Annotated in this window: 13 protein-coding genes and 1 pseudogene; 3 read left to right on the top strand and 11 right to left on the bottom strand. The window is 56.7% G+C overall.

Features of this window, described 5'->3' with window-relative positions:
* The 3 genes and pseudogenes from JHD74_RS26670 to JHD74_RS21390 form a co-directional block, all read left to right on the top strand.
* A pseudogene (locus tag JHD74_RS26670) lies at positions 1–328 on the top strand (hypothetical protein); the annotation flags it as partial.
* On the top strand, positions 321–809 hold the full coding sequence (locus tag JHD74_RS21395; RefSeq protein WP_024531213.1) for a hypothetical protein: 489 nt from the start codon (positions 321–323) through the stop codon (positions 807–809). The pseudogene JHD74_RS26670 and the gene JHD74_RS21395, both read left to right, overlap by 8 nt.
* Entirely contained in the window at positions 806–1,150 is a 345-nt protein-coding gene (locus tag JHD74_RS21390) for a hypothetical protein (protein WP_161712637.1), read from the top strand. Before JHD74_RS21395 ends, JHD74_RS21390 begins: the two co-directional genes overlap by 4 nt.
* On the opposite strand, the gene JHD74_RS21385 is transcribed toward JHD74_RS21390, so the two are convergent.
* The 11 genes from JHD74_RS21385 to livH all read right to left on the bottom strand — a co-directional run bounded on the left by JHD74_RS21385 (position 1,140) and on the right by livH (position 12,417).
* Entirely contained in the window at positions 1,140–2,096 is a 957-nt protein-coding gene (locus JHD74_RS21385) for an AEC family transporter (protein WP_098929121.1), read from the bottom strand. The two genes, JHD74_RS21390 and JHD74_RS21385, sit on opposite strands and share 11 nt — an antisense overlap.
* Positions 2,097–2,311: 215 nt before the next feature.
* Entirely contained in the window at positions 2,312–3,049 is a 738-nt protein-coding gene (gene ugpQ, locus JHD74_RS21380; protein ID WP_024529583.1) for a glycerophosphodiester phosphodiesterase, read from the bottom strand.
* Entirely contained in the window at positions 3,049–4,122 is a 1,074-nt protein-coding gene (locus JHD74_RS21375) for a sn-glycerol-3-phosphate import ATP-binding protein UgpC (protein ID WP_024529582.1), read from the bottom strand. Before JHD74_RS21375 ends, ugpQ begins: the two co-directional genes overlap by 1 nt.
* Positions 4,123–4,127: 5 nt before the next feature.
* The gene (ugpE, locus tag JHD74_RS21370) at positions 4,128–4,973 is read right to left on the bottom strand and encodes a sn-glycerol-3-phosphate ABC transporter permease UgpE (protein WP_021181492.1); all 846 of its coding nucleotides are present in this window, start codon (positions 4,971–4,973) and stop codon (positions 4,128–4,130) included.
* On the bottom strand, positions 4,970–5,857 hold the full coding sequence (gene ugpA / locus JHD74_RS21365) for a sn-glycerol-3-phosphate ABC transporter permease UgpA (protein WP_024529581.1): 888 nt from the start codon (positions 5,855–5,857) through the stop codon (positions 4,970–4,972). The genes ugpE and ugpA overlap by 4 nt, the downstream gene beginning before the upstream one ends.
* Positions 5,858–5,972: 115 nt before the next feature.
* Positions 5,973–7,292 (bottom strand): sn-glycerol-3-phosphate ABC transporter substrate-binding protein UgpB, encoded by a 1,320-nt coding sequence (gene ugpB / locus JHD74_RS21360; protein ID WP_098929125.1) that lies wholly within the window; start codon positions 7,290–7,292, stop codon positions 5,973–5,975.
* 193 nt (positions 7,293–7,485) lie between these two features.
* Complete coding sequence (locus JHD74_RS21355; RefSeq protein WP_065685456.1) at positions 7,486–8,673, bottom strand: PLP-dependent aminotransferase family protein; 1,188 nt, start codon at positions 8,671–8,673, stop codon at positions 7,486–7,488.
* 67 nt (positions 8,674–8,740) lie between these two features.
* Complete coding sequence (gene livF / locus JHD74_RS21350) at positions 8,741–9,442, bottom strand: high-affinity branched-chain amino acid ABC transporter ATP-binding protein LivF (RefSeq protein ID WP_021807790.1); 702 nt, start codon at positions 9,440–9,442, stop codon at positions 8,741–8,743.
* Positions 9,443–9,446: 4 nt separating this feature from the next.
* Complete coding sequence (gene livG, locus JHD74_RS21345) at positions 9,447–10,214, bottom strand: high-affinity branched-chain amino acid ABC transporter ATP-binding protein LivG (RefSeq protein ID WP_024484631.1); 768 nt, start codon at positions 10,212–10,214, stop codon at positions 9,447–9,449.
* Positions 10,211–11,494: a high-affinity branched-chain amino acid ABC transporter permease LivM gene (locus tag JHD74_RS21340; protein ID WP_065685454.1), complete on the bottom strand. Its 1,284-nt coding sequence runs from the start codon at positions 11,492–11,494 to the stop codon at positions 10,211–10,213. The genes livG and JHD74_RS21340 overlap by 4 nt, the downstream gene beginning before the upstream one ends.
* Positions 11,491–12,417 (bottom strand): high-affinity branched-chain amino acid ABC transporter permease LivH, encoded by a 927-nt coding sequence (gene livH / locus JHD74_RS21335; RefSeq protein WP_021181499.1) that lies wholly within the window; start codon positions 12,415–12,417, stop codon positions 11,491–11,493. The genes JHD74_RS21340 and livH overlap by 4 nt, the downstream gene beginning before the upstream one ends.
* Positions 12,418–12,553: the final 136 nt, after the last annotated feature.

The following is a 12,553-nucleotide window of genomic DNA, read 5'->3' as shown; positions in this document are numbered from 1 at the left end:
CCTTGCCGTCCTTCTTATCGGTTTTATCACCGTTTCAATCACGGATAGTCATCAACACCAAGCCCATAGAGGGTACTTTAATCATTACTTGAAGTTTGCCGAAATAAATAACTGTATTCTTTTCAGACCAAGTATTGATAGTACTGATGATAAATATCTTTCTTTTATTAAGAAAAACCCAATAAAGTGCGAAGAAAAAAACTGGGTTTACCTGACACTGCCGAAAGGTCGCCCTCAGATCTCGATGATTATGTGTGATAACGACATTCTAGCTTCAGGTATAAAATGTCGATCTTACGAGCGGATAAGGGAACTAAATTATGACTAGGTCCCAACTAGTAAAATGGCTATTGGTATTATTTGTATTGATAACAGTTAGTGTTATCTCTTTAAGCTACTATCGTAGCTATCCGATGGAACATTTCTCATGCGAAAGCCATGTCGAGACAACATTAGAGAACAAAGTGATCTCTGGTGTATTGAACTTTACCTTCAACGAAGGTGATGGCCGCATGGAGGGTTCATTTACTATGATTGAAAATGGGAATAGGATAGCCAAGATTAACCGTGTCTTGAATTTTACCTATACCAGAGAAGGCAATAGCTACACCCTGATTTCTCAAGATGCCTATGATTCAAAATACGCAGGATTCATGAGTGTCTTATTGCCAGATTTTTATTTGTATGAACATAGTGGCATGCAACTCGAGATTTACACACAAAACACGTCTGGCTTTGTCTTTGTGAAAGCCAATACCCCCATGTTCTATTGTGATAAGACAACCAAGCTCAGAGGAGGTAGAACATGAAACGTCACCTTATTATCACCACCCTGCTGTGGCTGCCCTGGTTGGCTGTGGCGGAAAACGGCGTCACTACGCTCAGCCAGCAACAGCAATTTCTTAACCAGCGCAACCAGCAGGCACAACAACAGCGCATGCTGAACAATCAGCAGATGGAGCAGCGCCAGCAGCAGGGTTATCAACTCAAGGTCAACCAGCCCAAAATGCTGCCCTATAACGGCAATAACAACCCGATGCAGCCACAGATGACCACTGGCAAGATGCTGCAAAACGGCAATCAGCCGGTTAATCCCTTTAACCAGACTGCTCCGGTAATACCGCAGGCGCCGCTCCCGGCTACACCCTGACCCCCATAATGGTGAGGATTAACGGGGTGGTGATCGCCGCCAGCGCGGTGGACATCACCAGGCTGGTAGCGGCAGGGCCGGTCAGCACGTTGAACTGCCGCGACATCAGGTAGACGTTTACCCCCACGGCCATTGATCCCAGCAGTACCACCACACGGGTCTCCATCGGGGGTAAATCCATTGACCAAGCCAGCAGCCAGACCACCATCGGCTGGACGATCAGCTTGAGGAAGCAGATGCCGCTACTCAGTTGCCAGCCCTCGCTGATACGGTATTCCGCCAGCCCCATGCCGAGTACCACTAGCGACAGCGGAGCCGCCACCTGGCCCAGCATGCTGACCGGCTGATCGACAAACACTGGCAGAGGCAGGCCGGTCAGGCTGAACAGCGTGCCAGACAGGATGCCGATAATCAGCGGATTGGTCAGCACGCTGCGCGCCGTTTTGATAAATCCTTGCAGCGTGGGGGAGCCATTACGCGCCCATTCGATGGAGATGGTCACCAACGTCCACAAAATCAGGCCGTTAAAGACCAGCACCAGAGCCACCGATGGGATGGCCTCCTCTCCCAGCATCACCGTGGCGATCGGCAGGCCAAGCATGACGTTATTGGAGAAAATGCCGCCCAGAGCAAATACCGAACCCGAAACGCCGTCCAGCTTGAAGAGCCGCCGTGCGGCAATGCGGCCGATCACGAAGACGATCAGGCAACTGCCGAAGAAGGCGATCAGCAGGCGGGCATCCACCGCCGGGCGTTGTGAAAAATCGCACATCATGCGAAACAGCATGGCGGGCAGGGCGAGGGAAAACACGAAGCGGGTCAGGCCATCGGTGATGGTCGCCGGCCACTTTCCCCAGCGGATAAGGCCATATCCCAGCACGATCAGCACAAATAACGGCAAAGACAGCACTATTTGGTGCCACAGCGAAACAATAAAGGCAGGCATCGTATCCCTTCCGATGGCGCGGCGGCAACGGGCTGACGTCGCTATGTTCTGGTCTGGTAAAATATCCCCTCACCCCAGCCCTCTCCCAAAGGGCGAGGGGGCCAGCCCGTGCACTCGACTAGCCTCTGCTCCTCCGGGAAGTAGGGCATATCAGCGAACTCGATCGGTTCGCTCTCCTTCGGGGGTTAAGGATCTTTATCCAAGCAATTAACCGGTTAAAAATCCGGGCCGATCAAATCTATCCGGTCGGTGCAAATACAGTCAACGCCCCAATTCAACAATAAACGCGCCCGCTCCGGCTTATTGACGGTATACACCAGAATACGCAGCCCGGCATCTTTTAGCGCCGCGACACGTTCGGCAGTCAGTTCTTTATGATTAATATGCAGCGAGACACAGCTCAGGCGCTCGGTCAGCTCACGCCAATTGTCATCCCACTTGTCCAGCAATAGGCCGCGCGGCAGTTCTGGGGCGGTCTGCTGTGCCGCCGCCAGGGCTTCCACCGAGAACGAAGAAAGCAGCGGATCGGTTTGCCCTTGCCACAACATGCTGGCGGCAAAAGCCACCACCCGGCCGGTTTCCTCGTCGCTGCCGGTGGTTGGCTTGATTTCAATATTGGCCATCATGCCGTGCTGCTTACAGCGCTCCGCCACGTCCGACAGCAGCGGCAAACGCTCCCCTTTAAAGGCCGAGCTGTACCAGTCGCCGGCATCCAGTTCTACCAGCTTTTCCCATGGCAGTTCGCCCGCCACGCCCCAGCCGTTGCTAGTGCGTTCGAGCGTGTCATCATGCAGCAGGAAAATCTGCCCGTCCTGCGCCAGTTTGGCGTCAAACTCGATCATCTTGTGGCCATGACGCGCGCCGACATCAATCGCGGCCAGGGTATTTTCCGGTGCCAGAGAACCGCCGCCGCGATGGGCGACAATGTGGGGATAAGGCCAGGCTGTAGTCATCAATCCATCCGTGTTCCGCTATGGGTAGCAAAAAAGTGCAGCGCCGACGCAGGCAGCTGTAAATACAGGATGCTGCCCGCAGGCGGCAGGGTTTCATGGCTCAGGCGGACGATCACGCCTGAACTCCCCCATTGCCCGTGTGCCAGGTTATCGGCGCCGAGCAACTCCAGCGTTTGCAGCTCTAACGGAATACCGCCCTGCTCGCGCGTACTCAGTTGAATATGCTCCGGTCGGATACCCAACGTCAACTCCTGTCCGCCCCACTGTGGCCGAGGTTCTGGCAGATCCAGTGTCATACCACCGGCCAGTTGCAGTTGTTTGCCGTCCGCACTCAGCGTGCCAGGCAACAAGTTCATCGCCGGGGAGCCGATAAAGCTGGCGACAAACAGCGTCGCCGGGCGTTGATAAACCTCACTTGGCGTACCAATCTGCTCCGCCACGCCTTTATTCATCACGATCACCCGCTGCGCCAGCGTCATCGCTTCAACCTGATCGTGGGTGACATACAGGCTGGTGGTTTTCAGCCGGCGATGCAGCTGCTGTAATTCCAGGCGCATCTGGACACGCAATTTGGCGTCCAGATTGGAGAGCGGCTCATCAAACAGAAACACCGCCGGTTCGCGCACAATCGCACGCCCCATCGCCACCCGCTGGCGCTGGCCGCCGGAAAGCTCACGCGGTTTGCGTTGCAGCAGCGGTTCCAACTCCAGAATACGCGCCGCCTCTTCTACCCGCTGACGGATGTGCTGTTTGCCAAAGCCACGGATTTTCAGGCCATAGGCCATATTGTCGTACACGCTCATATGCGGATACAGCGCGTAGTTCTGGAACACCATGGCGATGCCGCGATCTTTCGGTTCCAGATCGGTCACGCGCTGACTATCAATATAGATATCACCGCTGGTGGTGCGCTCCAGCCCGGCCACCATCCGCAGCAGCGTCGATTTGCCACAGCCGGAGGGGCCAACCATCACAATAAATTCACCATCAGCCACGTCGAGATCGATCTGCTTGATCACCGGCGTTTTGCCGTCGTAAGACTTGGTGACCGCCTGTAGTTTTAAACCTGCCATATTCGTTACTTCTCGCTATCAACCAGACCGCGCACAAACCAGCGCTGCATTAGAAGAACCACCGCCAACGGCGGGATCAAAGTCAACATCATTGCCGCCATCACCTGATTCCACTGGGTCGGCGCGCCGGAGGTGGAAATCATGCTGCGGATCCCTGCTACCGCCGTGCTCATCGAGGCGTCACTGGTGACCAGGATCGGCCACAGGTACTGGTTCCAGCCGTAGATGAAGGTGATGACAAACAGCGCCGCCAGATTGGTTTTCGACAGCGGCAGCACGATGTCCCAAAAGAAGCGCATCGGCCCGGCACCGTCGATACGGGCTGCCTCCAGCAGCTCATCCGGCAGGGTCATAAAGAACTGACGCAGCAGGAAGGTGGCCGTGGCCGATGCCATCAGCGGCAGCGTGAGGCCGGTGTAGCTGTCCAGCAGGTTGAGGTTGGAGATCACTTCCACCGTCGGGAAGATACGCACCTCGACCGGCAGCATCAGCGTCATGAAGATCAGCCAGAAGAACAGGCTGCGCAGCGGAAAACGGAAATAGACGATGGCATAGGCGGACAGCACCGAAACCACGATCTTGCCGCAGGTGATCGCCAACGCCATGATCACGCTGTTGAGCAGCAGCATCGAGAACGGCACCTTGAGGGTGCCCACACCGCCCTGCCAGATATGGCGGATGTTGTCCCACAAGTGTCCGCCAGGGACCAGCGTCATAGGTACCTGGAACACCTGCTGATCGTCCAGCGTGGCGGCCACAAAGGCCACATACAGCGGAAACAGCACCACCAGCACGCCAACAATCAGCATCGTATGGCTGAAGATATCCAGCCCGCGTCGGTTCTCAATCATTGGTAACGCACCTTACGTTCGACAAAGCGGAACTGGATCACCGTCAGGCCTATCACCAACAGCATCAGCACCACCGACTGCGCCGCCGAGCTGGACAGATCCAGACCGGCAAAGCCTTCACGATAGATTTTGTACACCAGCGTAGTGGTCGACTGCACCGGCCCACCGCCGGTAGCGGCGTCGATCACCGGGAAGGTGTCGAAGAAGGCATACACCAGGTTGACCACCAGCAGGAAGAAGCTCACCGGCGTGATCAGCGGCAGCACCAGGTTGAAGAAACGCCGTACCGGGCCTGCCCCGTCGATCGCCGCCGCTTCCACCAGGGAACGTGGGATGGACTGCAATGCCGCCAGGAAAAACAGAAAGTTATAGCTGATCTGCTGCCACACTGATGCCAACACCACCAGGAACATTGCCTGGCCACTGTTTTGCGCATGGTTCCAGTCGTAACCGAAACCGGCGAGCACATGGGTGATCAGCCCCATGCCGGGGCTGAACAGGAAGATCCACAGCACCGCCGCTACCGCAGGGGCAACCGCATAGGGCAGGATCATCAACGTCTGATAAAAGCGGCTGCCGCGCAGCACGTAGTCCACCAGCGCGGCAAAGAACAGCGATACCAGCAGGCCAACACCGGCCACCAGGAAGCTGAACAACAGCGTGGTGTAGAAAGACTCCAGGTAATACGGATCCTGGAACAGCTGTGTAAAGTTGTCCAACCCGACAAACTGGCTGGAAAGGCCGAACGGATCGACGCTTTGTACCGAGTACCACAGCGCCTGGCCGGCAGGCCACAGGAAGAAAACGACGGTGATCAGCAACTGTGGCAGCACCAACACATAGGGCAGCCAGCTACAGCCGAAGCCGGGACGGGATGATGACATAGGGTTAACCGTTAAATGGGGATGAGGGACGGCATAAGCCCCTCACCCCAACCCTCGCCCAAAGGGAGAGGGAGTGGATCGATGTCGTTTGGCCGAATATGGCCCAATCTGACGCTTACTTGGTGGAAGCCTCGAAGCGGCGCAGCAACACGTCACCGCGCTGTACCGCGGCATCCAGCGCCTGCTGCGGGGTTTTCTTGTCGGTCCACACGCTTTCCAGTTCTTCATCCACCACGGTACGGATCTGCGGCATATTGCCCAGACGCAGCCCTTTGGTGAACGCCAGTGGTGGCTTGTTCAGCATCTGACGAGTGGCCACATCGGCCCCTGGGTTTTTGTCGTAGAAGCCCTGCTGCTTGGTCATTTCATAGGCGGCAGTGGTGATCGGCAGGTAGCCGGTCTTTTGATGCCATTCGGCGGCAATCTCAGGCTGGGCCAGATATTGCAGGAATTCCGCCACACCTTTGTAAGTCGCCGCGTCTTTGCCGTTCATCACCCACAGGCTGGCCCCGCCGATAATGGCGTTCTGCGGTGCATTTTTTGCGTCAGCATCAAAAGGCATCATGCCCACGCCGAAGTCAAACTTGGCGTATTTGCGGATGCTGGCCAGCGAGCCGGAAGAGGCGGTAGCCATGGCGCAGTCGCCGTTGTAGAACTTCTCGGTAGGTTCGTCCTTGCGGCCAAAATAGGTGAAGTCACCCTTCTTGTTCATGTCTTGCAGGAACTGAATATGTTTCACCTGCAGCGGCTGGTTGAACTCCAGCTTGGCATTGGTGCCACCAAAGCCGTTGTTTTCACTGGCGAACGGTACGCCATGCCAGGCGCTGAAGTTCTCCAGTTGGATCCAACCCAGCCAACCGCTGGTGTAGCCGCACTTCATGCCAGCCGCGCGCAGTTTGGCCGCATCAGCCGCCAGCTCCTGCCAGGTTTTCGGTGGCTGGTCCGGGTTCAAGCCCGCTTTCTTGAAGGCGTCTTTGTTGTAATACAGCACCGGGGTGGAGCTGTTGAAAGGCTGGGACAGCAAATGGCCGCTCTTGTTATCGGTGTAGTAACCGGCCACGGTCGGCACAAACACCGATTCGTCGAACTTGACGCCCGACTCCTGGAACACCTGATACACCGGTTTGATCGCCTTGCTCGCCATCATGGTGGCAGTGCCCACTTCGTAGACCTGCAGGATCGCCGGAGCCTTGCCGGAACGGTAAGCAGCAATGCCCGCCGCCAGGCTTTGTTCGTAGTTGCCTTTATAAACCGGGACGATCTTCACATCGCTGTGAGTTTGGTTGAAACGGTCCGCCAGAGAGTCGACTTCGGTACCCAGTTCCCCTTCCATCGAATGCCAGAATGGGATCTCGGTAGCAGCTATTGCATGGCCGCTGACCGCCAGGGCCAAGGTAACGCACAACGTGGTTTTTTTAATCGCGTGAGCAAACATGCCTAACTCCTGAAAAAGCGGGTGTGATCAAAACGCGTGAGCGAAAAGAAACAGTTTTTGTTCGGATGCTAAACATGCCATGCGCGGATGACAGAAAAATAACTCTGGCGTGACAGCTAGATGACAGCGAGGTGAAGTGCAGATGGCGGTTTGATGTCGGCGGTAGGGAATTCACCCCACCGCCGCAGAGAGATTACAGTGAGCGACGCAGGCGGGCGACGGCCTCTTGCATCTGTTGTTCGGTTGCCGTGGCAAACGACAGGCGGAAGGTCGAGCGATCCGGTTTTTCAGAGAAGAAGTATTCTCCCGGCACAAATACCACGCCCTGCTTCAGGGTGGTTTTCAGCCACTCAGTGGCATCGAATTGCTGACGGAAACGCGCCCACAGGAACATGCCGCCTTTCGGCATATCAAAGCTGATCACATCACCCAGTTCTTTTTCCACCAGCCCGGCAAGGATCTCGCCTTTGTGCTTGTAAGCTGCACGGATCTTTTCGATCTGCGCCGGTAAGCGATCCAGCCCCAGGTAACATTCTACGATGCTCTGCGACAGCGCGCTGGCATGCAGATCCGCCGCCTGCTTGATGATCGCCACTTTATGCAGCAGGAATGGCGGCAGGATGGCCCAACCCAGGCGCAGGCCCGGAGCCAGGATCTTGGAGAAGGTGGAGGTATAGATAATGTTTTCGGTATGGCCCAGTACCTGCTGCGAAACCTGATACAGCGTAGCATTACGCTCTTCGGTGAAGCGCAGCTCGCCGTACGGGTCATCCTCGATAATCAGGAAGTTATGCTCCACCGCCAGTTTCACCAACTGCTCACGGCGTGCGGCGCTCAGGGTCAGGCCACTCGGGTTGCCGAAGTTCGGCACCACGTATACCCCTTTGATCTTCTGGGTTTTCAGCAGTTCAGCCAGTTCATCAACCACCATGCCGTCGCTGTCGGAAGAGACGGACATGACGTTGGCTTCCGCCAGTTCCAGCGTTTGCAGCGCCGCCAGATAGGTCGGGCGCTCTACTACAAACACATCACCAGGGTTAATCACCGCACGCATCACCAGATCTAACGCCTGCTGGGAGCCTGCGGTCACCACGATATCTTCCGGTTTGGCATTAACGCCACGCTGTGCGCATAGGGTACAGATGCCTTCACGCAGCAGTTCGCTGCCTTCGGTCAGCCCATATTGGAACGCGCTTTTTGGCTGCTCGGTAATGGCCTGCTGGGTAGCAATGCTCAATCCTTCGAAGTCAAACAGCGCATCAGAGGGAATGCCACCCGCCAGCGAAATGACGTTTTCCATTTTGCTGTGCTTGAGCAATTCGCGGATTGCCGAGCTTTTGACCTTTACGATGCGCTGTGCGAGTAGTCCTTCTGTCTTCATTGCTTGTTCTCGTAATCGTTAAGAATAGGGGCGCCACTCAGTGCGCCCTATGGCAATTACCCATGGTTTAACCCCCCAGGTATGCTGACCGCACTGCTTCGTTTGCTAATAATGCGGCCCCCGTATCTTCCAACACCACGCGGCCGTTTTCCAGCACATAACCACGATCCGCCAGTTTTAGTGCCTGGTTGGCGTTTTGTTCCACCAGGAAGATGGTCATCCCCTCTTCGCGCAGCTGCTGGATGATATCGAAAATCTGCTGGATGATGATGGGGGCCAGCCCAAGTGAAGGCTCGTCCAACAGCAGCAACTTCGGCTGGCTCATCAGCGCACGGCCAATCGCCAGCATCTGCTGCTCGCCACCTGACATGGTGCCAGAGCGCTGGCTACGGCGCTCCAGCAGGCGTGGAAACAGGGTAAATACCCGCTCGATGCGTTGGTGATACTGCTCGCGATCGGCAAAGAAACCGCCCATCGCCAGGTTCTCTTCCACCGTCATGCGTGAGAACACCCGCCGCCCTTCCGGTACGATCGCCACGGCCTCACGCATGATGCGCGCTGTCTGCCACTGGGTGATGTCCTGATCCATCAAGGTGATGGACCCTTCGCTGGCCCTTGGATCGCCGCATAGCGTGCCGAGCAGGGTGGTTTTACCGGCACCGTTGGCGCCGATCAGGGTGACGATCTCCCCCTGTTGAATGTTCAGGCTGACCTGGTGCAGCGCCTGAATTTTGCCGTAATGGGCGGAAACCTGATTAAATGACAACATATGCTTATTCGCCCAGATAGGCCCGGATCACGTCCGGGTTATTGCGGATTTCTGCCGGTGTGCCTTGTGCCAACGGCGTTCCCTGATTCACCACGTAGATGCGATCGGAAATCCCCATCACCAGTTTCATATCGTGCTCAATCAACAGCACCGACACCTGGTGCTGGTCACGCAGCTCGACGATCAGGTGATCCAGCTCATCGGTTTCTTTCGGGTTCAGGCCCGCCGCCGGTTCATCCAGCATCAATAGTTCCGGGCGCGTTACCATGCAGCGGGCAATCTCCAGCCGACGCTGCTGGCCATAGGCCAGGTTACCCGCAGAGCGGTTAGCCATGTCCAACAAGCCCACACGCTCCAACCACACCGCCGCACGCTCCAGCGCATCGGCCTCTGCACGGCGGAACGCCGGGGTTTTCAGCAAACCGGCAAACACGCCGCTTTTCAAATGCTGATGTTGGGCCACCAGCAGGTTTTCAATCACCGTCATTTCACGGAACAGCCGCACGTGCTGGAAGGTGCGTACCACACCCATGCGGGCAATGGTCTGGCCGGAAAGCCCTTCCAGATGACGATCGCGCAGTTTGATGGTGCCACTGGTCGGGCGATAGAATCCGGTCAGGCAGTTGAACACCGTGGTCTTGCCCGCGCCATTCGGGCCAATCAACGAAACAATCTCACCTTGATGCAGTTCCAGCGCGACGTTGTTTACCGCCAGCAAACCACCAAAACGCATCGAAAGCCCGGCTACTGCCAGTAAAGGTTGAGTACTCATGCCTGCTCCCCCTTCACGGCTTTGATATCAGCCACTTTCAGCTTCAACTGCGGGCGTTTCATCGGCAGCAGCCCCTGTGGCCGCCAAATCATCATCAACACCATCAGCGCCCCCAGCAGCAACATGCTGTATTCATTCAGATCGCGCATCATCTCACGGGACACTACCAGCAGGATCGCCGCCAGGATCACCGCAAACTGTGAGCCCATGCCGCCCAACACCACGATCGCCAGCACAAAGGCTGACTCCACAAAGGTGAAGGATTCCGGGCTGACAAACCCCTGACGTGCGGCAAACAGCGTACCGGCGAAACCGGCAAAGGCGGCACTGATGGTGAAGGCGGTCAGTTTGATTTTGGTCGGGCTCAAGCCCAGTGAACGGCAAGCAATTTCATCTTCGCGCAACGCTTCCCAGGCACGGCCCAGCGGCATGCGCAGCAGGCGGTTAATCACAAACAGCGTCAATATCACCAGCAGCAGCGCCACCAGGTAGAGGAACACGATGCGGTCGCTGGGATCGTATTTCAGGCCAAAGAAGTTATGGAAGGTATCCCAACCACCGTCGCGGGCGCTGCGGTTAAACTCCAGACCAAAAAAGGTGGGTTTCGGGATCTGACTGATGCCGTTCGGCCCACCGGTAATTTCGGTGTTGTTCAGCAGCAGGATGCGGACGATTTCACCAAAGCCGAGCGTGACGATCGCCAGATAGTCTCCCCGCAGGCGTAGCACCGGGAAACCGAGCAGGAAGCCGAAGATGGCGGTGACGATCCCCGCCAGCGGCAGGCTTTCCCAGAATCCCAGGCCGTAATAATGGTTCAGCAATGCATAGGTATAGGCACCGATGGCGTAAAAGCCACCGTAACCCAGCACCAACAGGCCGGAAAGGCCAACTACCACGTTCAGGCCCAGCCCCAGCATGACGTAGATCAGCGTCAGGGTGGCAATATCCACCGTGCCGCGCGATACCAGGAACGGCCAGACTACGGCGGCAATGATGATCGCCGCTGCCAGCACCTTCTGGCGCGTTGTGGAGCCGTCAAAGCTGGGTAATACGAACGCCGGACCGGAGATTTTTTTCATCCCGTGCTGCATCAGCGGACGCAGCAGTTGGAAGAAAAATACCACCACACAACCGATACCAATCCACATCCAGCGCACTTCGGCAGCGCCGTGCACCACCAGCTTGGTGCCGTCGAGGCTCAGTTGCATCCCCATCAGGAAGGAGGCCATGACAAACAGCACGACCGTGGCAATACAGGCGTTAAGCAGACCGAGTTTCATACTTTCTCAACCTCCGGACGCCCAAGGATACCGGTTGGCATCACCAGCAACACCACAATCAGCAAGGCGAAGGACACCGCGTCTTTGTATTCGGTGCTCAGATAGGCCGAGGTGAGCGCTTCAGCCACGCCCAGCACCAGCCCGCCGATCATCGCCCCAGGAATGCTGCCAATGCCGCCCAGTACCGCAGCGGTGAAGGCTTTCATCCCGGCCATAAAGCCGATGTAAGGGTTGATCACGCCGTAGAATTGGCCGAGCAACACGCCCGCCACCGCCGCCATCACCGCGCCGATCACGAAGGTGAGCGAAATCACCCGGTCGGTATTGATGCCCAGCAGGCTGGCCATCTTCAAATCTTCCGCACAGGCACGGCAGGCGCGGCCCATACGCGAATAACGGATAAACATCGTCAATGCCAGCATCGCCAGGAAGGTGACCACCCAGATGATGAGCTGCATGGTGCTGATGGTCGCGGCAAAGCCGTTGCTCTCACCCAGCACCCACTGGCCGGTGACCAGGCTTGGCAGCGCCACATCACGTGACCCCTGCGTCAGGCTGACGTAGTTTTGCAGGAATATCGACATCCCGATGGCGGAAATCAGCGCAATCAGGCGCTTGGAGTTGCGCACCGGTTTGTAGGCCACCCGCTCGATGCTCCAGCCATAGGCGCTGGCAATCACGATCGACACCAGGAACGCTGCGCCGATCAGCAGCCAACCCACGTCGATGCCGATCATCATCAGGGCGGCGATCACGATAAAGGAGACATAGCTGCCGATCATATATACCTCGCCGTGGGCGAAGTTGATCATGCCGATAATGCCGTAGACCATGGTGTAACCGATGGCGATCAATGCATAGGTGCTGCCCAGCGTCACGCCGTTGAACATCTGCTGCAGAAAATAGAGAAACTGCTCTGACATACTCTGACCTTCTAAGGTGTTGTACTGGCCGACAAAGAGCGGCCCAACGGCCTGCTGGCGTTGCAGGCTCCGGGAATTCCCGGTTTGTAGATTTTGCTGTCGAGGTGGCCTCCGCGCCCAAAAAGCGCAGAGGCCA

Origin of the sequence: Serratia sp. ASV30 (genome assembly GCF_016428815.1) — a bacterium.
In the GTDB taxonomy this organism is placed as follows: domain Bacteria; phylum Pseudomonadota; class Gammaproteobacteria; order Enterobacterales; family Enterobacteriaceae; genus Chania; species Chania fonticola_C.
Note: the sequence above shows the minus strand (reverse complement) of the source record. Positions and strands in the feature narration are given on the sequence as shown.

What these genes read in the sequence shown, in the direction of transcription:
- JHD74_RS21395 (WP_024531213.1), top strand. Translation starts at nt 321, where the DNA reads ATGACTAGGTCCCAACTAGTAAAATGGCTATTGGTATTATTTGTATTG.
- JHD74_RS21390 (WP_161712637.1), top strand. Translation starts at nt 806, where the DNA reads ATGAAACGTCACCTTATTATCACCACCCTGCTGTGGCTGCCCTGGTTG.
- JHD74_RS21385 (WP_098929121.1), bottom strand. Translation starts at nt 2,096, where the DNA reads ATGCCTGCCTTTATTGTTTCGCTGTGGCACCAAATAGTGCTGTCTTTG.
- ugpQ (WP_024529583.1), bottom strand. Translation starts at nt 3,049, where the DNA reads ATGACTACAGCCTGGCCTTATCCCCACATTGTCGCCCATCGCGGCGGC.
- JHD74_RS21375 (WP_024529582.1), bottom strand. Translation starts at nt 4,122, where the DNA reads ATGGCAGGTTTAAAACTACAGGCGGTCACCAAGTCTTACGACGGCAAA.
- ugpE (WP_021181492.1), bottom strand. Translation starts at nt 4,973, where the DNA reads ATGATTGAGAACCGACGCGGGCTGGATATCTTCAGCCATACGATGCTG.
- ugpA (WP_024529581.1), bottom strand. Translation starts at nt 5,857, where the DNA reads ATGTCATCATCCCGTCCCGGCTTCGGCTGTAGCTGGCTGCCCTATGTG.
- ugpB (WP_098929125.1), bottom strand. Translation starts at nt 7,292, where the DNA reads ATGTTTGCTCACGCGATTAAAAAAACCACGTTGTGCGTTACCTTGGCC.
- JHD74_RS21355 (WP_065685456.1), bottom strand. Translation starts at nt 8,673, where the DNA reads ATGAAGACAGAAGGACTACTCGCACAGCGCATCGTAAAGGTCAAAAGC.
- livF (WP_021807790.1), bottom strand. Translation starts at nt 9,442, where the DNA reads ATGTTGTCATTTAATCAGGTTTCCGCCCATTACGGCAAAATTCAGGCG.
- livG (WP_024484631.1), bottom strand. Translation starts at nt 10,214, where the DNA reads ATGAGTACTCAACCTTTACTGGCAGTAGCCGGGCTTTCGATGCGTTTT.
- JHD74_RS21340 (WP_065685454.1), bottom strand. Translation starts at nt 11,494, where the DNA reads ATGAAACTCGGTCTGCTTAACGCCTGTATTGCCACGGTCGTGCTGTTT.
- livH (WP_021181499.1), bottom strand. Translation starts at nt 12,417, where the DNA reads ATGTCAGAGCAGTTTCTCTATTTTCTGCAGCAGATGTTCAACGGCGTG.